This window comes from Isoptericola sp. NPDC056605, assembly GCF_042792795.1.
Taxonomy (GTDB): Bacteria; Actinomycetota; Actinomycetes; order Actinomycetales; family Cellulomonadaceae; genus Isoptericola.
Genome location: NZ_JBHTVT010000016.1, coordinates 17,111 through 37,367, shown reverse-complemented (window position 1 = coordinate 37,367; position 20,257 = coordinate 17,111). Strand labels below are relative to the sequence as shown.

20 protein-coding genes and 3 tRNA genes are annotated in these 20,257 nt (G+C 72.9%); 14 read left to right on the top strand and 9 right to left on the bottom strand.

Features of this window, described 5'->3' with window-relative positions; all coding sequences use genetic code 11:
• Window positions 1-22 precede the first annotated feature (22 nt).
• Complete coding sequence (locus ACFQ8Y_RS15950) at window positions 23-1,519, top strand: RNB domain-containing ribonuclease (protein ID WP_430586108.1); 1,497 nt, start codon at window positions 23-25, stop codon at window positions 1,517-1,519.
• A 28-nt stretch (window positions 1,520-1,547) separates the two neighbouring features.
• Here the strand turns inward: ACFQ8Y_RS15950 and ACFQ8Y_RS15945 are convergent, their stop codons facing one another.
• A complete protein-coding gene (locus tag ACFQ8Y_RS15945) occupies window positions 1,548-1,985 on the bottom strand; it encodes a YybH family protein (protein ID WP_430586107.1) in 438 nt (145 codons plus the stop codon).
• Between the two features lie 284 nt (window positions 1,986-2,269).
• On the opposite strand from ACFQ8Y_RS15945, the gene ACFQ8Y_RS15940 reads away from it, so the two are divergent.
• From ACFQ8Y_RS15940 to purM, 10 genes are all read left to right on the top strand, one after another.
• A complete protein-coding gene (locus tag ACFQ8Y_RS15940) occupies window positions 2,270-4,018 on the top strand; it encodes an ABC transporter substrate-binding protein (RefSeq protein ID WP_430586106.1) in 1,749 nt (582 codons plus the stop codon).
• 74 nt (window positions 4,019-4,092) lie between these two features.
• A complete protein-coding gene (locus tag ACFQ8Y_RS15935) occupies window positions 4,093-5,088 on the top strand; it encodes an ABC transporter permease (protein ID WP_430552137.1) in 996 nt (331 codons plus the stop codon).
• Window positions 5,081-6,085 carry an ABC transporter permease gene (locus ACFQ8Y_RS15930; RefSeq protein ID WP_430552136.1) on the top strand — a complete coding sequence of 335 codons (1,005 nt, stop codon included), beginning with the start codon at window positions 5,081-5,083 and terminating at the stop codon, window positions 6,083-6,085. The genes ACFQ8Y_RS15935 and ACFQ8Y_RS15930 overlap by 8 nt, the downstream gene beginning before the upstream one ends.
• Window positions 6,082-7,008, top strand: coding sequence for an ABC transporter ATP-binding protein (locus ACFQ8Y_RS15925; RefSeq protein ID WP_430552135.1), 927 nt, complete (start codon window positions 6,082-6,084; stop codon window positions 7,006-7,008). Before ACFQ8Y_RS15930 ends, ACFQ8Y_RS15925 begins: the two co-directional genes overlap by 4 nt.
• Window positions 7,005-7,820, top strand: a complete 816-nt coding sequence (locus tag ACFQ8Y_RS15920; protein ID WP_430586105.1) for an ABC transporter ATP-binding protein — start codon at window positions 7,005-7,007, stop codon at window positions 7,818-7,820. The genes ACFQ8Y_RS15925 and ACFQ8Y_RS15920 overlap by 4 nt, the downstream gene beginning before the upstream one ends.
• A gap of 193 nt (window positions 7,821-8,013) precedes the next feature.
• Window positions 8,014-8,388, top strand: a complete 375-nt coding sequence (locus tag ACFQ8Y_RS15915) for a sterol carrier family protein (protein WP_430552133.1) — start codon at window positions 8,014-8,016, stop codon at window positions 8,386-8,388.
• A gap of 193 nt (window positions 8,389-8,581) precedes the next feature.
• Complete coding sequence (locus ACFQ8Y_RS15910; protein ID WP_430586104.1) at window positions 8,582-11,392, top strand: ExeM/NucH family extracellular endonuclease; 2,811 nt, start codon at window positions 8,582-8,584, stop codon at window positions 11,390-11,392.
• Between the two features lie 42 nt (window positions 11,393-11,434).
• Window positions 11,435-11,854: a hypothetical protein gene (locus ACFQ8Y_RS15905; RefSeq protein ID WP_430586103.1), complete on the top strand. Its 420-nt coding sequence runs from the start codon at window positions 11,435-11,437 to the stop codon at window positions 11,852-11,854.
• A gap of 48 nt (window positions 11,855-11,902) precedes the next feature.
• The gene (gene purF / locus ACFQ8Y_RS15900) at window positions 11,903-13,450 is read left to right on the top strand and encodes an amidophosphoribosyltransferase (protein ID WP_430552130.1); all 1,548 of its coding nucleotides are present in this window, start codon (window positions 11,903-11,905) and stop codon (window positions 13,448-13,450) included.
• 58 nt (window positions 13,451-13,508) lie between these two features.
• Window positions 13,509-14,615 carry a phosphoribosylformylglycinamidine cyclo-ligase gene (gene purM, locus ACFQ8Y_RS15895; protein WP_430552129.1) on the top strand — a complete coding sequence of 369 codons (1,107 nt, stop codon included), beginning with the start codon at window positions 13,509-13,511 and terminating at the stop codon, window positions 14,613-14,615.
• Between the two features lie 120 nt (window positions 14,616-14,735).
• Here the strand turns inward: purM and ACFQ8Y_RS15890 are convergent, their stop codons facing one another.
• Window positions 14,736-14,936 carry a DUF3073 domain-containing protein gene (locus ACFQ8Y_RS15890; protein ID WP_430552128.1) on the bottom strand — a complete coding sequence of 67 codons (201 nt, stop codon included), beginning with the start codon at window positions 14,934-14,936 and terminating at the stop codon, window positions 14,736-14,738.
• Between the two features lie 396 nt (window positions 14,937-15,332).
• On the opposite strand from ACFQ8Y_RS15890, the gene ACFQ8Y_RS15885 reads away from it, so the two are divergent.
• Complete coding sequence (locus tag ACFQ8Y_RS15885; RefSeq protein ID WP_079575713.1) at window positions 15,333-15,539, top strand: BldC family transcriptional regulator; 207 nt, start codon at window positions 15,333-15,335, stop codon at window positions 15,537-15,539.
• 45 nt (window positions 15,540-15,584) lie between these two features.
• Here ACFQ8Y_RS15885 and ACFQ8Y_RS15880 read toward each other — a convergent pair whose 3' ends face one another.
• The 5 genes from ACFQ8Y_RS15880 to ACFQ8Y_RS15860 form a co-directional block, all read right to left on the bottom strand.
• Window positions 15,585-15,902: a DUF3618 domain-containing protein gene (locus ACFQ8Y_RS15880; RefSeq protein ID WP_430586102.1), complete on the bottom strand. Its 318-nt coding sequence runs from the start codon at window positions 15,900-15,902 to the stop codon at window positions 15,585-15,587.
• Window positions 15,899-16,315 (bottom strand): phage holin family protein, encoded by a 417-nt coding sequence (locus ACFQ8Y_RS15875; RefSeq protein ID WP_430552126.1) that lies wholly within the window; start codon window positions 16,313-16,315, stop codon window positions 15,899-15,901. The genes ACFQ8Y_RS15880 and ACFQ8Y_RS15875 overlap by 4 nt, the downstream gene beginning before the upstream one ends.
• Window positions 16,316-16,438: 123 nt before the next feature.
• Window positions 16,439-16,514, bottom strand: a tRNA-Phe gene (locus tag ACFQ8Y_RS15870).
• 51 nt (window positions 16,515-16,565) lie between these two features.
• Window positions 16,566-16,639: transfer RNA gene (locus ACFQ8Y_RS15865), tRNA-Asp, on the bottom strand.
• 149 nt (window positions 16,640-16,788) lie between these two features.
• Window positions 16,789-16,861, bottom strand: a tRNA-Glu gene (locus tag ACFQ8Y_RS15860).
• A 58-nt stretch (window positions 16,862-16,919) separates the two neighbouring features.
• Here ACFQ8Y_RS15860 and ACFQ8Y_RS15855 point away from each other — a divergent pair.
• Entirely contained in the window at window positions 16,920-17,282 is a 363-nt protein-coding gene (locus ACFQ8Y_RS15855) for a metallopeptidase family protein (protein WP_430552125.1), read from the top strand.
• Between the two features lie 86 nt (window positions 17,283-17,368).
• Here ACFQ8Y_RS15855 and ACFQ8Y_RS15850 read toward each other — a convergent pair whose 3' ends face one another.
• A complete protein-coding gene (locus ACFQ8Y_RS15850) occupies window positions 17,369-18,601 on the bottom strand; it encodes a D-alanyl-D-alanine carboxypeptidase family protein (protein WP_430586101.1) in 1,233 nt (410 codons plus the stop codon).
• 275 nt (window positions 18,602-18,876) lie between these two features.
• On the opposite strand from ACFQ8Y_RS15850, the gene ACFQ8Y_RS15845 reads away from it, so the two are divergent.
• The gene (locus ACFQ8Y_RS15845) at window positions 18,877-19,452 is read left to right on the top strand and encodes an antibiotic biosynthesis monooxygenase (protein ID WP_430552123.1); all 576 of its coding nucleotides are present in this window, start codon (window positions 18,877-18,879) and stop codon (window positions 19,450-19,452) included.
• 15 nt (window positions 19,453-19,467) lie between these two features.
• Here the strand turns inward: ACFQ8Y_RS15845 and ACFQ8Y_RS15840 are convergent, their stop codons facing one another.
• Window positions 19,468-20,232, bottom strand: a complete 765-nt coding sequence (locus ACFQ8Y_RS15840) for a glycerophosphodiester phosphodiesterase (protein WP_430586100.1) — start codon at window positions 20,230-20,232, stop codon at window positions 19,468-19,470.
• Between the last annotated feature and the right edge of the window lie 25 nt (window positions 20,233-20,257).

Below are 20,257 nucleotides of genomic sequence, written 5' to 3'. Positions count from 1 at the left end.
CGTGCGCCGTTACCGTCGAGCCGTGCCGACGCGTCAGCTCCATCTCGCCCAGGCGGGCCCTGCCGAGGTCGCCGACGCCCTCGCCGCGCTCCGCGCCGAGGTCGGCCTGCCCGCCATGTTTCCCGCCCAGGTGCGGGAGGAGGCGGAGAAGTCCGCCGCGGAGGGCGGGTCCGCCCTCGGCGGCAAGAGCCGGCGGGGCCGCCAGGACCGCCGCGACGTCGAGCTCGTGACGATCGACCCGCCGGGCTCGATGGACCTCGACCAGGCGGTGCACGTCGCGTCGTCGGGGCGCGGCTACATCGTCCGGTACGCCATCGCGGACGTCGCCGCGTTCGTCCGCCCGGGCGGCCCGCTCGACGCCGAGACGCATCGTCGTGGCACCACCGTCTACGGCCCGGACGTGCGCACCCCGCTGCACCCGCCCGTCCTGTCCGAGGGTGCCGCGAGCCTGCTGCCCGACGAGGACCGGCCGGCGGTGCTGTGGACGATCGGGCTCGACGCGGACGGCGAGATCACCAGCAGCTCCGTGACCCGCGCGACCGTGCGGTCGCGTGCCCGCCTCACCTACGGCGAGGCCCAGGGCCAGCTCGACGCGGGGACGGCGTCGGACTCGTTGTCGCTCCTGGCGGACGTGGGTCGTCTGCGGCAGGAGCGCGAGCGGGACCGCGGCGGGGTGTCGCTGGAGGTCCCCGAGCAGGAGATCGTGCCGGGGCCGGACGGGTCGTTCGCGCTCGAGCTGCGCCGCACCCTCCCGGTCGAGGGCTGGAACGCGCAGATCTCGCTGCTCACCGGCATCGCCGCGGCGGCCATGATGCGCGAGGCGGGCGTGGGCCTGCTGCGCACGTTGCCCCCGGCGGACGACCGGGACGTCGCGCGCCTGCGCCGCACGGCCGCGGCCCTCGGCATCGACTGGCCCGACGAGGTCTCGTACGCGCAGCTCGTCCCGACCCTGGAGTCCCGCCGGCCCGCGCACGCGGCCTTCCTCGCCGAGGCGACCTCGCTCTTCCGCGGCGCCGGCTACCTGGCGTTCGGCGTGCCGGGGCCCGACGGCGCACCGCCGGTCGCGCTGCCCGCCGACGCCCGGCACGCGGCGATCGCGGCCGAGTACGCCCACGTGACGGCGCCGCTGCGGCGGCTCGCCGACCGCTATGCCGCCGAGGTGTGCCTCGCGCACGCCGCGGGCAAGGAGCCGCCGGCCTGGGTCACCGAGGCGCTGCCCGACCTGCCCGAGACGATGGCGGCGGCCTCCCGGACGGCGGGCGCCTTCGAGCGCGGCTGCGTGGACGTCGTCGAGGCGGCGCTGCTCGCCGGCCGTGAGGGAAAGACCTTCTCCGGCGTCGTCGTCGACGTGCGCGGCGACGGCAAGGACGACGGCCCGCAGCGCGGCGAGGTCATGCTCGAGGACCCGGCGGTGCGGGCCCGCATCGAGGGGGCCGAGCTGCCGCTCGGCGAGCGCGTCCGGGCCACGCTGGCCGAGGCGTCGGTGCCCGACCGGCGGGTGCTCTTCACGCTGGGCTGACCGGACCCCCGGGGCCCGGCGCCCACGGTCAGGGCTCGAGGTCCGTGGCCGCGGCCCCGGTGCGGACGTCCACGGGCACGGACACCTGGTCGTGGGCGACCAGCCAGCGGTCGTCGTCGCGGCGCAGGCCGAAGGTCCCGCGGACCCAGGTCCCCGGCACAGGCGTGCCGTCGGTGAGGGTGCCGCCGAGCCGGCCGAAGGCGTGCCCGAAGGCGACGTGGTCGTCGACGGTCAGGGCGAGGTCGCGCAGCTCGTAGTCGACGGTGGCGAAGGTGTCGAACACCCGCACCCAGTTCCGCAGCTTCGCGTCGATGCCGACGTGCTGCAGCGGGGGCTCGACGTCGAACGAGACGACGTCGGGCGCGTAGATCTCGCGCACCGCGTCGAGGTCCTTGGCGCGCAGGGCGCTGACGAGCGACTCCAGCAACTGCCGGATCGCGTGCTCGTGGTGGTGGGTCGCGGTCATGGTCGCTCCTCGGGTCAGGGAGTCTCGGTCGAGGCGAGGACCGGGCCTCACCCGACCGACGTCGGCGGGTGCGGAGACGTGACGGTCCGGGGCCTGCCGTGGCCGACCTCGTCCCTCCCGCAGTCCGGCTCCCCGGGCCAGAGCCGCAGGTGACGGTTTGATAACACTCCTGCCTTATAACGATTCAAGGTCTGGCGCTGCCCCCGTGAGTATTCGTTAAGGTTCCTTCCCTAAGCGTGAGCGATCGCGGCGTGAGGGTGCGCTGCCGACTGGAAGGACCAACGATGATCCGAGGGAAGATCCGCGGACGGTGGCTCGCAGCCGCCGCCGCCCTGACGAGCGTGACCCTCCTGGCCGCCGGGTGCTCCGGTTCCGCCGAGGGCGGTGACGGTGGCGACGCCACCAGCGCCCCTGCCGCGGAGGGTCAGGCCACCGACCGCGAGCTCGTGGTCTGGGCCGGTTCCCAGACCCCGATCACGCCGAACTTCAACCCCTACAACCCCGCGGCCGTGCTGCACCTGGCCAACGGCGGCATCTACGAGCCGCTGTTCGTCTACAACAAGATCGCCGACGAGCCGCCCACGCCGATGCTGGGCCTCGAGTGGGAGTGGAACGAGGACGGCACGGAGCTCACCGTGAAGCTCCGCGAGGGCGTCCAGTGGAACGACGGAGAGCCGTTCACCGCCGACGACGTCGTCTACTCCTTCACGAACGAGACCGCCAAGCCGCCGTACCTCAAGGACGCGAAGGCCAGCGACGACACGACCGTCGTCTTCACGTTCGACGGCCCGTCGTTCACGAACGAGTTCGCGATGCTCGGCAGCACGCTCATCGTGCCGAAGCACGTCTTCTCCGAGCACGAGAAGGACTCGGGCGAGGACGGCGACGGCAACGCCCTCACCGGCCTCGTCGCATGGGCCAACGCCGAGAACCCGGTCGGCACCGGCCCGTACATGGTGAGCACGACGTCGGCCGCCGCGTACACGGCCAAGGCGAACCCGAGCTACTGGGGCGGCGAGCCCAAGATCGCCAGCCTGCGCTACATCGGCATCGACTCGAACCAGTCGGCCGAGGACCTGCTGAGCACCGGCCAGATCGACTGGGCCACGATGTTCGTGCCGGATCCCGACCGCATCACCGCCTCGGGCGTGTACGGCTACCTCAACACCCCGAAGGACCCGACGGTCCTGTACACCTGCGCGAACGAGGACCGGGGCTGCGAGGGCGAGCAGACCGACGTCGCCGTGCGGCAGGCGCTCAACCTCGCCGTCGACCGCGGCACGATCAACGAGAAGGCGTTCGTCGGCCTCGCCAAGACCGTCTCGCCGACCTACGCGCTGCTCGGGCGCGACGACAAGTGGATCGCCGACGGCATGCCCGCCGAGGCGCCGCAGGCCGCCGACCCGGCCGCCGCGGCGAAGATCCTCGAGGACGCCGGCTACACCAAGGACGCCGACGGCTTCTACGGCAAGGACGGCAAGGCCGTCGAGCTGACGCTGGCCTCGCCCGACGGGTGGACCGACTACAACAACGCCGCCAAGCTCATTGAGGAGCAGGCCCGCGAGGCCGGGCTCAAGGTCGTCGCGACGACGATCTCCGAGGCGGAGTACGGCGACCAGCGGTTCTCGGGCAAGTTCGAGCTGCTCGTCGGCGGCGTCGTCGGCACCTCGATCGCGGACCCGTACCAGATCTACCGCGACTGGTTCACGGGCGACTTCACCCAGGACGTCGGCACCGCGCTCGGCTCCGGCGAGTGGAACTTCTCCCGGTACGACAACCCCGAGGTCAACGACGCGGTCCAGACCGCCAGCGAGACCAACGACGAGGCCGTCAAGAAGGAGGCCTACGCCGTCGTCCAGGAGCACCTCGTCGAGGACCTGCCGTTCATCCCGCTCGTCGTGAATGCCACCCAGACCTTCTACAACCAGAAGGACTACACGGGCTGGCCCACGGAGGAGAACCCGTACGCGTTCCCGCCGGCCTGGGAGAACCCGTCGTCCGGCCTGGTGCTGGGCAAGATCGCCGGCAGCTGACGCGCCAGCCGGCACCGCACGAACGACTCGAGGAGGAGCCGAATGCTCTCGACGACGAAGGGGGGCGTGACCCCGTGACCTTCTACCTGCGACGACTCGCGTTCTACGCGATCACGCTGTGGGCGGCCATCTCGCTGAACTTCCTCATCCCGCGCCTGCTGCCGGGTGACCCGTTCACGATTCTCCTGGCCAAGCTCCAGCGCAGCGGTGGGATCTCGCCGTCCGTCGAGAACAGCATCCGGCTCCTCCTCGGGGCCGTGGAGGACCAGACGATCTGGGAGCAGTACGTCCACTACTGGGGCAACCTGTTCCGCGGCGACCTCGGGGTGTCGGTGACGCAGTTCCCCACCCCCGTGACCGAGCTGATCGCCGGGGCGCTGCCCTGGACGATCGGGTTGGTCGGCACCGCCACCGTGATCTCGTTCGTCCTGGGCATCGGGCTCGGCGCGTTCGCCGGCTGGAAGCGCGGCACCTGGGTGGACAGCCTGATCCCCAGCACCACGATGATGCAGTCGCTCCCGTACTTCTGGGTGGCGCTCCTGCTGATCTTCGTGTTCAGCGTGACGCTGGGCTGGTTCCCCATCATCGGCGCGTACGACGTGTTCACCTTCGACGCCCCGGAGTGGAGCTGGGCGTTCGTCGGATCCGTGCTCTACCACGCGTTCCTGCCGGCGCTCACGATCGTCATCTCGGCGGTGGGCGGCTGGCTCCTCGGGATGCGGAACATGATGGTCTCCACCCTCTCCGAGGACTACATCACCACCGCGGAGGCCAAGGGCCTCCGGCCGCGTCGGATCTTCATGACCTACGCGGTGCGGAACGCGGCGATGCCGTCGCTCGCCGGGTTCGGCGTCTCGCTCGGGTTCGTCGTCGCGGGCTCCCTCGTGATGGAGCAGGTCTTCACCTACCCCGGCGTCGGCAAGCTCATGATCCAGGCGGTGCGGAACAACGACTACGCCCTGATGCAGGGCGTCTTCCTGGTGATCACGCTCGCCGTCCTCGCGGCGCTCTTCATCATGGACCTGATCTACGGCTTCATCGACCCGAGGACGCGGAGCAACAATGGCTGATCGACGCAAGCGCTTCGCGCTGAACTGGTCGGGCAAGCTGATCGCCGGGGTCGTCATCGTCGGTGCGATCCTCCTGTTCGCGCTGATCGGCCCCTTCTTCACGCAGGATCCGCGCGACTCCGACAACCCGGCGCTGCTGCCGCCCGGCCCGGACCACCTGCTCGGCACCTCGAGCCTCGGCTACGACATCCTGGCGCAGCTCGCCGAGGGGGCCCGCGGGTCGCTGATCGTCGGGATCACCGCCGGCCTCATCGCGGTCGTGCTCGCCCTGTTCTTCGGCGTCGTCGCCGGGTACCTGCGCGGGTGGACGGACGAGATCCTGTCGCTCGTCACCGGGATCATGCTCGTGATCCCCGGGCTCCCGCTGATGATCGTCATCGCCAGCTACCTGCCGGTGCGCAGCCTGTGGATCGTCGCGCTGATCCTCGGCATCACCGCGTTCGCCGGCCCCGCCGTGGTGCTCCGGTCCCAGGCGCGCTCGCTGCGCGTGCGGGACTACGTCGCCGCGGCCCAGGTGGCGGGGGAGAAGACACCCCGCGTCATCCTCGTCGAGGTGCTGCCCAACCTGCTGCCGCTCCTCGCGGCCCAGTTCCTGTTCGCCGTCCTGCTGGCCATCCTCGGCGAGGCCGGCCTGTCCTACCTCGGCCTCGGCCCTAACGGCTCGATCACCTGGGGAACCATGCTGAACGACGCCCAGGGCGGCGGGGCGCTCACCCGCGGCGCCTGGTGGTGGTTCGTGCCCCCGGGTCTGATGATCGCCCTCTTCGGGTGCGGGCTCTCGCTCATCAACTTCGCGATCGACGAGGTCATCGACCCGAAGCTCCGCACCGCCCCCGCCGCCGCCAAGCGCGTCCGCAAGGCGCGCAAGGCCGGGCTCGACAAGCTCGGCACGAGCAGCGGGACCGCGGCGCCGGCCGTCGGCTCGCCGTCGGACCCCGACCGTGACGACCGCTCGGACGACGAGACGACCGAGGAGAAGGAGAGGGTCGAGGCATGACCGTCACGTCGACGCCGACCGCACCCCTGACGTCCGCCGCCCACGACGAGTACCTCGCGGGGCTCGAGCCCGTGCTCACCGCACGCGACGTCTCGATCGAGTACGAGGTCACGCCGCCCGTGCACGCGGTCAAGCACGCGTCCCTCACGCTGCACCGCGGCGAGATCCTGGGCCTGGCGGGGGAGTCGGGCTGCGGCAAGACGACCCTCGCCTACGGCCTCAACCGCCTGCTCAAGCCCCCGGCCATCCTCCGCACCGGAGACGTGACGTTCCACGACGCCGACGGGTCGGACATCGACGTCGTGGGCCTCACCGGCGACTCGCTCCGGGCGTTCCGCTGGGACAAGGTCTCGATGGTGTTCCAGGGGGCGATGAACTCCCTCAACCCCGTGATCAGCGTGCGCAGCCAGCTCCACGACGTCATGACCACCCACCGCCCCCAGATGACGAAGGGCGAGCGGGAGGACCGCGCCGCCGAGCTGCTCCGGCTGGTGGGCGTCGACCCCGTCCGGCTCGACAGCTTCGCGCACGAGCTGTCCGGCGGCATGCGCCAGCGCGTCATGATCGCCATGGCTCTGGCGCTGGGCCCGCAGGTCATGATCATGGACGAGCCGACGACGGCGCTCGACGTCGTCGTCCAGCGCGGCATCCTGCGCGAGATCATGCGCCTGCGCGAGCGGTTCAACTTCGCCGTCGTCTTCATCACCCACGACCTGCCGATGCTGCTCGAGATCAGCGACCGGATCGCCGTCATGCGGGCGGGCGAGATCGTCGAGATCGACACCGCCGAGTCCATCTACCTGCGGGCCCAGCACCCGTACACGAAGAAGCTGCTGTCGTCGTTCCCGAGCCTCACCGGCGAGCGGGGCTCCTTCGTCCGCGGCGACGCCCGGTCGGCGGCCGCAGAAGGGGAAGAGTCGTGAGCACCCTCGAGGTTCGTCACCTGATCAAGGACTTCAAGCTCAAGAAGGGCAGGCTCCGCGCCGTGAACGACGTGTCGTTCACGCTCGAGCCCGGCAAGACCATCGCCGTGGTGGGCGAGTCCGGTTCCGGCAAGTCGACCGTGGCCCGCATGATCGCCCAGCTCGAGACGCCGACTCGCGGGGAGATCCTGCTCGACGGCGCACCGATCGGCCGCCGCGGCCGGGCCATGGCGGCGTACCGCCACCAGGTGCAGATGGTGTTCCAGGACCCGTTCGCGTCCCTGAACCCGTACCACTCCGTGGCGCACCACCTGGAGCGCCCGCTGAAGATCCACGGTGTGGCCAAGGGCGCCGGCCTGACGCCGGCCGTCCACGAGCTGCTCGAACGTGTGAACCTCACGCCCGCGGAGGTCTTCGCCGCCAAGCAGCCGCACGAGATGTCCGGCGGCCAGCGGCAGCGCGTCGCCATCGCCCGGGCGCTCGCCCCCGGCGCGCGCTTCGTCATCGCGGACGAGCCCGTCTCCATGCTCGACGTGTCCATCCGGCTCGACGTCCTCAACCTGCTCGCCCGTCTGCAGCGCGAGGAGCAGCTCGGCGTCCTGTACATCACCCACGACCTCGCCACCGCGCGCCACTTCAGCGACGAGATCCTCGTGATGTACCGGGGGGACGTCGTCGAGCGGGGGCCCTCCGACGACGTCATCCTCGACCCGCAGCACGAGTACACCAAGACGCTGCTGGCGGCCGCCCCCGACCCCGCGCGGCACGGGCGGCTGCGTGACGAGGTGCGGGCGGAGCTGGCTGCTTCCTGACGGTCGCTGCCGGTGGTGGCGGCCGCGCGGGTCGGGGATGGCGTCGCGCGGACGCGTTCACGGGCGCCAGGGCGCCCTCCACTTCGGGAGGGATACGTCCGCGCGACGCCATCCCCGACCCGCGCTCGTTCGTCGGCTCGCTCGGGTCAGGGTCAGGAACCTGCCAGCCGGTGGGTTGGCCTAGGGTGCTGGCGTGCCTGCGCGACGACGGACCGAACCTGCTGCCGGACGGGCGGCCGTGGCCGCGTGGCTGGGCGGCGACACCTCGCGGCCGGTCGTGACGACGGCGGTGCGGTTCACGCTGGAGGAGCTGGCCGACGTCGCGCCCGGGAACTCGGTGGAGGTGCGGGTGCCGCCCGCCGGGGCCGTGCAGGCCGTGGCCGGGCCACGGCACACGCGTGGGACGCCGCCCAACGTGGTGGAGACGGACGTCGAGACCTGGCTCGGGCTCGCGACCGGGCGGCTGACGTGGGACGACGCCGTCGGGTCCGGGCGGGTGAGCGCCTCGGGGGAGCGGGCCGACCTGTCCGGGCTGCTGCCGCTCCAGGCCGCCCGGCCCCGCCCCTGACCGGACCGACGAGGCCGGGGAGTCGGCGGGCCCCATGGCGCGCGGGTGTCGGTCCGGTCCGCTACGTTCGGCGGCACCGGGCAGGCACGCACCACGACAGCCGGACGACGACGTCCCGTGACGTGGGGTTCAACAACGGTTCACGCGGGTCTGCTGAGGTGACGTCACCCACGTCCGCCGCGAAGGAGCCACCGTGAGCCCTACCCCTCCCGCCCGTCATCGAGGACCGTTCGCGGCCGCCGCCGCGGCCGCGCTCGTCCTCCCCCTGGGCGCCGCCCTCGCCGCCCCGGCGTCCGCCGCCGTCTCGCCCGACGCCCCCGTCGTCATCGACGAGGTGTACGGGGGCGGCGGCAACAGCGGCGCCGCGTTCAACCAGGACTTCGTCGAGCTGTACAACCCCACGGACGACGCCGTGTCGCTCGAGGGCTGGTCCGTGCAGTACGCGTCCGCGGCCGGCACCTGGGCCAACGGGGCCCAGACGAACCTCTCCGGGGAGATCCCGGCGGGCGGGTCGTTCCTCGTCGCGCAGGCGCTGGGCGGGAACACGGCGCTGCCCGCGCTGCCCGCCCCCGACGTCACCGGCACCATCGCGATGTCCGGCACCGGCGCCAAGGTCGCGCTGGTGCGCTCGACCGACCGCCTCTCCTGCGCGGGCGCCGACTGCGCGGCGGCCGAGGCCGTCGTCGACCTCCTCGGCTGGGGTCCGACCGCCAGCGCCTTCGCGGGCTCGGGGCCGGCGCCCGCGACGACGAACGCGACGTCCGTCGCGCGCCGCGACCACGCGCACACCGCCGACAACGCGGCCGACTTCGCCGCCGGGGCGCCGACGCCGACCGCGAGCGGCACCGACCCGGGCACCGACCCGGGCCCGGGCGAGGACGCGACGATCGCCGAGATCCAGGGCACCGGCGCGACGTCGCCGCTGGCCGGGACGACGGTGACGACCACCGGCGTCGTGACCGCCACCTACCCCACGGGCGGCTTCGACGGGCTCTACCTCCAGACCGCGGGCAGCGGCGGCGACCCCGCCGACGACGCGACGCCCGGCGCCTCCGACGCGGTGTTCGTGTACTCCCGCGCCGCCGCGGCCGAGCTCGAGGTCGGCGACCACGTGGAGGTCACGGGGAAGGTCAGCGAGTACTCCGGCCTGACGGAGGTCACCGCCGACGCGTGGACCCTGCTCGACGAGCCCGGTGTCGTCGAGCCGCTCGCCACGACCTGGCCCGCGACCGACGCCGAGCGCGAGGCCCTGGAGGGCATGCTGCTCGCCCCGCAGGGCGACTTCACCGTCACGGACAACTACGACACGAACTCCTACGGCACCATCGGGCTGGCCGCGGGCGACGCGCCCCTGGTCCAGCCGACGACGGCCGGGCGCCCCGGGTCCGTCGAGGCGAAGCAGCAGGCCGAGGACAACGCGGCCCGCGCCGTCCTGCTGGACGACGGCTCGTCGACCAACTACAGCTCGGCCGCGAACTCCTCCCAGCCGCTGCCGTGGCTGACCGGCGGGGACCCGGTCCGCGTCGGCGCCGCCGTGACGTTCACCCGGCCCGTCGTCCTCGACTACCGCTTCGACGCCTGGGGGCTGCAGCCGCAGCACCGGCTCACGCCCGACGTCGCCGCCGACGTCCAGCCCGCCACGTTCGAGGACACGCGCGAGGCGTCGCCGCAGGACGTGGGCGGCACCCTGCAGGTGGGCACGTTCAACGTGCTGAACTACTTCACGACGACCGGCGACCAGCTCACCGGATGCCGGTACTACACCGACCGCGCGGGGGACCCGGTCACCGTCCGTGACGGCTGCGACGCCCGCGGCGCCGCGGAGGCCGAGGACCTGGAGCGGCAGCAGACCAAGATCGTCGCCGCGATCTCCGCCCTGGGGGCGGACGTCGTCGGGCTCGAGGAGATCGAGAACTCCGCGGCGTTCGGCAAGGACCGCGACCAGGCGCTGTCCGACCTCGTGGACGCGCTCGACGCGCACGACGGCGCGGGCACGTGGGCGTACGTCGCGTCCCCGGCCGACCTCCCGGACAGCGAGGACGTGATCCGCACGGCGTTCGTCTACCGGACCGCGGGCGCCGAGCCCGTCGGGGCCTCCCGGATCCTCGACGACCCGGAGGCGTTCGGCAACGCGCGCCAGCCGCTGGCGCAGGTGTTCCAGCCGGCCGGCGGTGTGGACGCGGACCCGGGCGACGACGTCGTGGTCATCACCAACCACTTCAAGTCGAAGGGGTCCGCCGGCCCGTGGCCCGGGGACGAGGACACGGGTGACGGCCAGGGCGCCTCCAACGAGTCGCGCGTGCGGCAGGCGACCGCGCTGGTCGCCTTCGCCGACGACGTCGCGGCGGACGCGGGCACGGACGCCGTGCTGCTCGTGGGCGACCTCAACTCGTACGAGCAGGAGGACCCGGTCGTGGTCCTCACGGACGCCGGCTACACGGACCTCGGGCCCACCACGGGCGAGTACACCTACGCGTTCGACGGCGCGGTCGGCTCGCTCGACCACGCGCTCGCGTCGTCGGGCCTGATCGACCGGGTGACCGGCACCGACATCTGGAACGTCAACGCGTACGAGCCGGTGGCGAACGAGTACAGCCGCTACAACTACAACGCGACGATCCTCTACGACGAGACGCCGTTCCGGTCGTCGGACCACGACCCGCTGCTCGTCGGGCTGGACCTGGTGCCGTCCGCGCACGCGTGGGAGGCGAAGGCCACCTACGGCAAGGGCGACCGGGTCGCCTTCGAGGGCGGGCTCTTCGAGGCGCTGTGGTGGTCGCGCGGCGACCGCCCCGGGGCGTCGGCGTACGGGCCGTGGGCCGAGGTCGGGGCCCCGGTCGTGACGTCGGCCGGGACCTTCCCGGCGTGGACGGGCACCTGGGTGTACGGCAAGGGCGACGTCGTCGTGCACGACGGGCACCGTTGGCAGGCGCAGTGGTACTCCCGGCACGACGAGCCCGGCGCGACGTCGTGGGGCCCCTGGAAGGACCTGGGAGCCGCCTGACGGGCGGCCGTCGGGTGCCGGCAGGTGGCTTAGGCTCGAGGGGTGAGCAGCTCGACCCCCGACCAGGACGCCCCGGCACCCGACGGCGCCACGCCCGACGGCACGCCGCCCGACCGCGAGGCGGCGGCGGAGCAGACCGCGCCGTCGGAGGCGGGGTCGACGACCGATGCCGTGGACGACGTCGAGCAGCCGCAGGACGTGACGCTGCTCGTCGACCCGGACCGCGTACGCCGCGCGCCCAAGTACCCGGTGTTCCTGTGGATGGGCGCGCTGGTGGGCGGTGTCGTCGGGCTGATCTTCTCGACGTGGCTGCTCGACGCCGCCGACCCGGTGGACGTCGCGGCCCTGATGAAGCCGGGCGTCTACGTGTCGGTGATGATCTTCGGCGGCATCGCCGTCGGCCTGGGCGTCGGCGGGCTGATCGCGGTGATCTCCGACCGGCGCAGCCTGCGTCGTCGCTGACGCGTCCGGGCAGGTCGACGCACCGGGGCCCTGTGGGATACTCGAGGCATGCCCTTGCGCCCTGACGGCCGCCTGAACCATGACCTCATGCCCGGCGAGAAGGGCCCCCAGGACGCGTGCGGCGTCTTCGGGGTCTGGGCCCCCGGCGAGGAGGTCGCCAAGCTCGCCTACTTCGGCCTGTACGCCCTGCAGCACCGTGGACAGGAGTCCGCGGGCATCGCCACCAGCAACGGTGAGCAGATCCTCGTCTACAAGGACATGGGCCTCGTGTCCCAGGTCTTCGACGAGACGGCGCTCGACGCCCTCACCGGCCACCTCGCGGTCGGCCACTGCCGCTACTCCACCACCGGTGGCGTGACCTGGGAGAACGCCCAGCCGACGCTCGGCGCCACCGCGGGCGGCACCGTCGCCCTCGGGCACAACGGCAACCTCACCAACTCCGCAGAGCTCGTCAACCTCGTGGCCGAGCGCTACGGCGCCCAGCGGCGCGGCGAGCTCGCGCGCGGCAACACCACCGACACGGCGCTCATCACGGCCCTGCTGGCCGGCGACGCCGACCACACCCTCGCGCAGACCGCGCTCGAGGTGCTGCCGAAGCTGCGCGGCGCGTTCTCCCTCGTCTTCATGGACGAGGGCACCCTGTATGCCGCGCGCGACCCGCAGGGCGTGCGCCCGCTGGTCCTGGGCCGCCTGCAGCGCGGCTGGGTGGTCGCGTCGGAGACGCCGGCCCTCGACATCGTGGGTGCGTCGTACGTGCGCGACGTCGAGCCGGGCGAGCTCCTCACCATCGACGCCGACGGCCTGCGCTCCGAGAAGTTCGCCGAGCCGGAGCGCGCGGGCTGCGTCTTCGAGTACGTCTACCTCGCCCGCCCCGACAACACGATCAACGGGCGTTCCGTGCACGCGGCGCGCGTCGAGATGGGCCGCACTCTCGCCCGGGAGCACCCGGTCGAGGCGGACCTCGTCATCCCGACGCCCGAGTCCGGCACGCCGGCCGCCGTCGGGTACGCCGCGGAGTCCGGCATCCCGTTCGGGCAGGGCCTCACCAAGAACGCCTACGTGGGTCGCACGTTCATCCAGCCGTCCGACACGCTGCGCCAGCTCGGCATCCGCCTCAAGCTCAACCCGCTCAAGGAAGTGATCCGCGGCAAGCGCCTCGTCGTCGTCGACGACTCGATCGTGCGGGGCAACACGCAGCGGGCCCTGATCCGCATGCTCCGCGAGGCGGGCGCGGCCGAGGTGCACGTGCGCATCTCGTCGCCGCCGGTGAAGTGGCCGTGCTTCTACGGCATCGACTTCGCGTCGCGCGCGGAGCTCATCGCCAACGGGCTCAGCCCGGACGAGATCGGTCAGTCCCTGGGCGCCGACTCCCTCGGCTATATCTCGACCGAGGGCATGATCGCGGCCACCGAGCAGCCGGCGTCCCAGCTGTGCGCCGCCTGCTTCACGGGCAAGTACCCGATCGAGCTCCCCACCGCCGACCAGCTCGGCAAGCATCTCCTCGAGCAGGCCGAGCTTCCGCTCGGCGCGCCGGAGGACGGTCTCCGCACGGTCTCCGTGGGGGCCGGCGGCGGCACCGCGCTCGACCACCCCTGACTGACAGCCGACCCCGCCTGCCAGCCGACCGACACAGCCGACGAACGGTGAGCCCCACGTGACGAACGAACCCCTGACCTACGCCGCGGCCGGCGTCGACACCGAGGCCGGCGACAAGGCCGTCGAGCTGATGAAGGACGCCGTGCGCCGCACGCACGGGCCGGCCGTCCTCGGCGGCGTGGGCGGCTTCGCGGGGCTCTTCGACCTCTCGGCGATCCGCGAGTACCGCAAGCCGCTGCTCGCGACGTCGACCGACGGCGTCGGCACCAAGGTCGCGATCGCGCAGGCGCTCGACAAGCACGACACGATCGGCTTCGACCTCGTCGGCATGGTCGTGGACGACATCGTCGTGGTCGGCGCGGAGCCGCTGTTCATGACGGACTACATCGCCACCGGCAAGGTCGTCCCCGAGCGGGTGGCCGACATCGTGCGCGGCATCGCGCAGGCGTGCGAGGTGGCCGGGACGGCCCTCGTGGGCGGCGAGACGGCCGAGCACCCGGGCCTCCTGGCGCCGGACGAGTACGACGTGGCGGGCGCCGCAACCGGCATCGTCGAGGCGGACGCCGTGCTCGGCCCGGAGCGCGTGCGCGCGGGCGACGTGCTGGTCGCGATGGGCTCGAGCGGCCTGCACTCCAACGGCTACTCGCTGGTGCGCGCCGTCGTGAAGCACGCCGGCTGGTCGCTGGACCGCCACGTCGAGGAGTTCGGCCGCACCCTGGGCGAGGAGCTGCTGGAGCCCACCCGGGTCTACGCGCGGGACGTGCTCGCGCTCGCCGAGGACCCGGCCGCGCAGGTGCACGCCGTCACGCACGTGACGGGCGGCGGGCTCGCGGCGAACCTCGCGCGCGTCCTGCCCGCCGGCACCGTGGCGACCGTGGACCGCGCGTCGTGGGAGGTGCCTGCCGTCTTCCGCACCGTCCGGGAGCTCGGCTCCGTGCCGCGGCGCGACCTGGAGAACACGCTCAACCTCGGCGTCGGCATGGTGGCCGTCGTCGGCGCGGACGGCGTCGACGCGGCGCTGGCGACGCTCGCGGCGCGCGGCGTGCCGGCGTGGGTGCTGGGCTCGGTCGAGGACCTGGACCCGGCCACGCCGGCGGAGGACCTGGTCGCCGGCACCAAGGGCGTGCAGGGCGGCGCCGTCCGCCTCACCGGCGACTACCGCTGACCACCCGGCGCGGGGGAGGGGGACCTTCCCCGCGCACGACGAAGGGCCGGACGGCTGCTGCCGTGCGGCCCTTCGCGCGCGTCGTCGGAACCCGTGGGACACGGGGTCCGACGCTGGGACTCAGCGCTCGTCGCCCCAGGAGTTGTATCGGTTGTCGTACTCGTCGTCGTCGGAGAAACGATCCTCCGTGGCGACATCCGTGCGACTGCCCTCGCTGCTCCTGAGCTCCTGCTCGAGCGCGTGGTAGTTCGTCTCGGGGCTGTAGTACTTCAGCTCGCGAGCGACCTTAGTCTGCTTTGCCTTCTGACGGCCGCGGCCCATGGCTGAGACCCCCTCAACGTAGGAGCGGGGCTTGCGCCGTCCGTGACGGCGGCCCCGTGCGTAAGTAGTCTGTTCAGACCCCAACGGTACATGCTCGCGCGCCATTCCCTCCACTCCGCGACACGTGCCGCGCGCATCGACGGACGTGGGAGCGGGTGATCCTCGTCGGATGGTGTCTCAGGTCACGAGACCGTCCGGTGCGCGGAGCGGTCCGCGGCGGCCGACGACCGGCAGAACGGACGCACGAGCACGACTCGGTCGATGCCAGGACGATCCGGACGATTTCATCCGGCTCCCAAGTCGCCTCAATCCCGCTTTCTGCACACAATGGATGAGCGAGACCGTGTCCGCACACCGGGCGCCGCCCGGGCCGGTCCGTACCAGGAGGTGCAGGGGATGTCGCTCCACGGAGACTCCGAGGTTCTGCTGACGCCTGCCGAGGTGGCCAGCCTGTTCCGCGTCGACCCGAAGACCGTGACCCGCTGGGCGAAGGCGGGGAAGCTCTCGTCGATCCGTACGCTCGGTGGTCACCGCCGCTACAAGGAGTCGGAGGTGCGCGCGCTGCTCGGCGCCGCCTCCGAGGAGGCGACGCCGGACAAGTAGGGACGTGCTCAGGGATGCCGCAGCGCTGCTCGAGCGCGGCGGCGTTCAGTGGCGCCGGGCCCTGACGACGACGATCACGACCAGCGCCAGCCCCGCCGCCGCGGCGCCGAGGAGCACCTGGGTGTTGCGCTTGCGCCGCGGGTCGGTGGCGGGGAGACCCCCGCCCGTGACGAACGTGCCGGCGTCGCCGGCCGCCTGCCTGGTCGCCCGTGCGAACTGGTTCGCCTGGTACTTGGGCGACAGTCGTGTCGCGAGCTGGTCGAGGGTCGCGCCGAGCTCCGCGCGGGTGCGGGCCACCTCGTCCTCGAGCTCCCGGGCGGTGGGGGGCGGGGTCCTGTTCTCGGGCGTCGTGGGCTCGGTCACCGGCGCACCCCCTTCTTGATCGTCTCCACGTCTTCCTTGACCCGGTCGATCGTCTCGGGCCGCCGGGCCGCCTTCTTGAGCTGGCCCACCGCGATCGCGACGGCCAGGCCGGCGACGAGCAGCATGGCGACGCCGACGACGAGCGCCGACAGCCACGGGGCCCACACCTCGGACAGGCCGAGGATCCCGGCCCAGATGAGCACGCCCACCGCATACAGCACGATGACGAGCGCCGCGGCGACGAGCCCGATCCCGATGCCGGACCGCTTCGCCTTCTCGGTCATCTCGGCCTTGGCGAGCGCCACCTCGGCGCGTACGAGCCGGGTGGTCTGTTCCGACAGCTGCTCCACGAGCCGACCCATGGAGGGTGGCTGCTCGGCGGGCGGCGTGCGTCCGTCGTCCCAGTCCGTCATCGGCTGCTCCGATCCTGCGTGTGGTGATCGTCCGTGCGGTCCCACTCAACCCGTCCCCGCTGGTCCAGGCAATTCCTGGCGCAAAACGACGAGACCCCCACGCCCGGGGCGTGGGGGTCTCGATGGTGGCTCCGACCGGCGTCGATCCGGTGACCTTTCGATTTTCAGTCGAACGCTCTACCAACTGAGCTACAGAGCCTTGGACACGAACGCCCGGGCGCCGTTTCCGACGAACCGGGCGCATCATGCGCGACCCTGACGGGACTTGAACCCGCGACCTCCGCCGTGACAGGGCGGCGCGCTAACCAACTGCGCTACAGGGCCATGGTGGGGAGTGGACTCCCACCGAGGAAGCTCGTTTCGAGCCGAGAAGAAGCGTACCCCATGCTCGCCGGGATCTTGAAATCGGATCCTGACCAGCAAGGACGCGCCGTTTCGCGGGGCTGCCGACGCTGCCGGCGTCCCCGCGGACGTACCCCCAACGGGATTCGAACCCGTGCTACCGCCGTGAAAGGGCGGGGTCCTAGGCCGCTAGACGATGGGGGCTGGACCCGGCAAGCATACCCAGCCGTCCGGGACGGTCCTCGCCCCGTCGTGGGCGAGGATGGGACCCGTGGTGGAGATGACGCGCGAGGAGTTCGAGGACGCCGTCCGGGACGGCCTCGACCAGGTCCCGGCCGACCTGGCGGCGATGATGGACAACGTCGTGGTCCTCGTGGAGGACGACGCCCCCGCCGACGACCCCGAGCTCCTCGGGCTGTACGAGGGGGTGCCGCTGACGGAGCGGGGGCTGCACTGGGCCGCGGGCTCGCTCCCGGACCGGATCACCGTGTACCGCAACCCGACCCTCGCCATCTGCGACACGCGCGACGACGTCGTCGAGGAGGTCGCCATCACCGTGGTGCACGAGATCGCCCACCACTTCGGGATCGACGACGACCGGTTGCACGAGCTCGGCTGGGCCTGAGCCGCTCCCCGACCGACGACGACGGACCCGTGACGCACGGGTCGTCACGGGTCCGTCGGGGACGTGCTGCGGGGGAGCGTCGAGGCTCAGGGGCGGTACTCCCAGTGCCAGGCCTCGGGCTTGCGGCCGTCGGCCTGGGCCCAGGCGGGGTTCTTCCACCCGAACTTCGCCGCGTTCGCGACCAACCACTGGTGCTGCGCGCTCGAGCGCTCCTCGACGCCGCCGTTGAGGTCGACGGCGATGCCCCAGCCGTGGTCCGAGTAGCCGGGCACGGCGGCGAGGTAGCCGCGGCTCGCCTTGACCGACACCTGCGACTCGTAGGAGCGGTAGGAGTCGCGGATCTGCAGGTGCTCGCCGAAGCGTGCCCGGTAGGCGGCGTCGAGGCGCTCGAGCTGCTCGGCCGCGTCGCGACGCAGGGACTCGCCCGACGCGAAGGACAACCCCTTGAGGTCGGCGGACGCGAGGCGACCGTTCTCGTACCCCTCGGTGTCGTCCGCGAACTTCTTGAGGGAGCCGGCGGCCTTGCGGGCCGCCGCGGCCTGCGCGTCCAGGACCTCGGCCGGCGTCGCGGGGGCGGGCGTGATGCTGATCGCGCTCGTGTCGGTCTTCTCGATCAGGGTGGTCAGGTCCTCGGTCGCGTCGGTGACGTCGGCCGCGCCCTGCCCGCGGACGTCGAGCGCGGTGCGCTCGCCGGCGCGCGACGCCGCCTCCCCGCCGGAGCGGTCGGACACGACGTCGCGCAGGTGCGCCGCGCTCTTCGCGACGGCCTTGCGCTGCTTGGCGGGGACGCCGAGGGACTCGGTCGTCACCTGGTCCGCGCGGGCGAGCGCCTCCTGGGCGGCGGAGAGCGCCTCGTCGCCGGACGCGGCGGCGCTCTTCGCGGCGCCCTTCGACGCGGCCTGCTCGGTGTCGGCCTTCGCCGCGCCCGAGCCCGCGGTGTCCGAGCCGACGGCGCCCGACGTCGCGCCCGCGGCGCCCGACAGCGCGGGCCGCACGATCGCCGTCGTGGCGGAGGTGGTCGGGGACACGATGCCGAACGTCCCGGTCTCGATGGTGCCCACCGAGGACGAGCCCTGGTCGGTCGACCCCGCGGTCCGGGTCTCCCCGGAGGCGGACGAGTTGCCGGTGAGGACCACCCCGGTCGTCAGCGCCATCACGGTGAGCGCGACGGGGACGCCGGCGCGCACGGCGCGGCGCCCGAGGCGCGGCGTCGTGGGACGGGCGGCGGGCTCGGCGGCGCGGCGCTGCCGGGCCGGGCGGTGGATGTCGCGGCGCCGGGGCAGGGGCGCAGGGGTGTGCTCGGTCGTGTGCTCGGTCATGGGAGAAGGTCCTCGGGGGTCGGGAGCTCGAACCTGTCGGGAGCTCGCACCGGTCGGAAGCTCGTTCCATCTTCAACCGTTTCAACCGGTGCTCCGGGCCAACGAGGGGACCAGACGACACGAATCCGGTGCGGGCCGCGAGGACGAGATGTGAAGGACGGGACATCCCGGCGAAACCCCGGGCCGCGCGCCGGGGCGCCCGGATGGTGGGACGCGCCGTCCCGCGCGCCCGCGCCGCCGGGCCCGGGAGGCCGCGCGCACCCCAGGATGCTCGGATGACTTCCGCACCCGTGACGGTCGCGATCCACCGCGCCGTCAGCCCCGACCGCGTCCCCGAGGTCACCGCCTGGGTGCAGTCCGGCGTCCGGCTCGCGAACCGTTGGGACGGCTTCCTCGGCTCGGGCTGGATCCGCGCCTCCGAGGGTGCCGCGGACTGGATCATGCTCTACCGGTTCGCCGACGCCGCCCGGCTCGAGGCGTGGGAGGAGTCGCCGGAGCGTCGGCGCTGGCTCGCCGCCGGTGAGGGCCTGGTCGAGGAGCGCCGCGTCGAGAGGCGCACCGGCATCGAGGGGTGGTTCGACCCGCCCGTGCGGCAGGACGAGCCCACCGGGCCGCCCCTGCTGGCCGCGCCGCCGCGGTGGAAGCAGTCCGTGGCCATCTGGCTCGGCTTCTTCCCGGTGAACCTCGCGTTCACCGTGCTGGTGGGCTGGCTCGTGCCGCCGTTCGCCGACCTGCACGTCGTGCTGCGCGTGCTCGTCTCGACGCTGGTGCTCACGCCGATCATGTCGTTCTGGGTGCTGCCCTGGGTGACCGGGCGTCTGTCGGGCTGGCTGCACGCGCCGCGGCGCTGAGCCGCGGCCGGCGCGTCAGCCCCGGGCGGGGACGTGCGCCGTCGCGAGCCACTCGCGCAGGGCGGCCGGGCGGTCGGTGATGATGCCGTCCACGCCGGCGTCCACGAGCAGGTGCCAGGTCGCCTCGTCGTTCGCGGTCCAGCCGAAGACCCGCAGCCCCACGTCGTGCGCGGCCGGGACCAGGCCCGGGTCGCCGGCGATCAGCGCCGCCCCGGGGCTCACGGCGGCCGCGTCGAGCTCGTCGAGCAGCGCGGGCAGGCCCTCGCGCGGGTGCTCGACCAGCAGCGACCGCGGCACCTGCGGCGCGACGTCGCGCAGGGCGGCGACCGTCACCGGGTCGAAGCCCTGGACGACGAGGTGGCCGGCGAGCTCGGGCGCGTCGAGCACGCGCATCGTCACGGCGACGTCCTCGGCGCTCCAGCGGCCCTTGTACTCGCACAGGACGCCCAGGCCGGGATGCCGCGCGACGAGCTCGAGCACCTCGGCCAGGGTGGGGATGCGCTGCCCGGCGAACTCCGGGCCGAACCACGAGCCGGCGTCGAGGGCCTGCAGCTCGTCCCGGGTGCGGCCCCGGACCTCGCCGTTGCCGTCGGTGGTCGCGTCGACCGTGCCGTCGTGGATGACCATCGGGACGCCGTCGGCGCTGAGGTGGACGTCGATCTCGATCATCGCGGCGCCCGCCTCCCCGGCGGCGTCGAAGGCCGCCAGCGTGTTCTGCGGGGCGTCGGCGGAGGCGCCCCGATGGGCGATGACGACGGGGGCCTGGGCGCGGACGGGCACGGAGCTCCTTCGGGCGACGACGACC

Excerpts from the sequence above, each read along its gene's own strand:
- ACFQ8Y_RS15945 (WP_430586107.1), bottom strand. The coding sequence starts at position 1,985 with ATGACCGCGACCCACCACCACGAGCACGCGATCCGGCAGTTGCTGGAG.
- ACFQ8Y_RS15940 (WP_430586106.1), top strand. The coding sequence starts at position 2,270 with ATGATCCGAGGGAAGATCCGCGGACGGTGGCTCGCAGCCGCCGCCGCC.
- ACFQ8Y_RS15930 (WP_430552136.1), top strand. The coding sequence starts at position 5,081 with ATGGCTGATCGACGCAAGCGCTTCGCGCTGAACTGGTCGGGCAAGCTG.
- ACFQ8Y_RS15925 (WP_430552135.1), top strand. The coding sequence starts at position 6,082 with ATGACCGTCACGTCGACGCCGACCGCACCCCTGACGTCCGCCGCCCAC.
- purF (WP_430552130.1), top strand. The coding sequence starts at position 11,903 with ATGCCCTTGCGCCCTGACGGCCGCCTGAACCATGACCTCATGCCCGGC.
- ACFQ8Y_RS15890 (WP_430552128.1), bottom strand. The coding sequence starts at position 14,936 with ATGGGCCGCGGCCGTCAGAAGGCAAAGCAGACTAAGGTCGCTCGCGAG.
- ACFQ8Y_RS15885 (WP_079575713.1), top strand. The coding sequence starts at position 15,333 with ATGTCGCTCCACGGAGACTCCGAGGTTCTGCTGACGCCTGCCGAGGTG.
- ACFQ8Y_RS15875 (WP_430552126.1), bottom strand. The coding sequence starts at position 16,315 with ATGACGGACTGGGACGACGGACGCACGCCGCCCGCCGAGCAGCCACCC.
- ACFQ8Y_RS15855 (WP_430552125.1), top strand. The coding sequence starts at position 16,920 with ATGGGACCCGTGGTGGAGATGACGCGCGAGGAGTTCGAGGACGCCGTC.
- ACFQ8Y_RS15850 (WP_430586101.1), bottom strand. The coding sequence starts at position 18,601 with ATGACCGAGCACACGACCGAGCACACCCCTGCGCCCCTGCCCCGGCGC.
- ACFQ8Y_RS15845 (WP_430552123.1), top strand. The coding sequence starts at position 18,877 with ATGACTTCCGCACCCGTGACGGTCGCGATCCACCGCGCCGTCAGCCCC.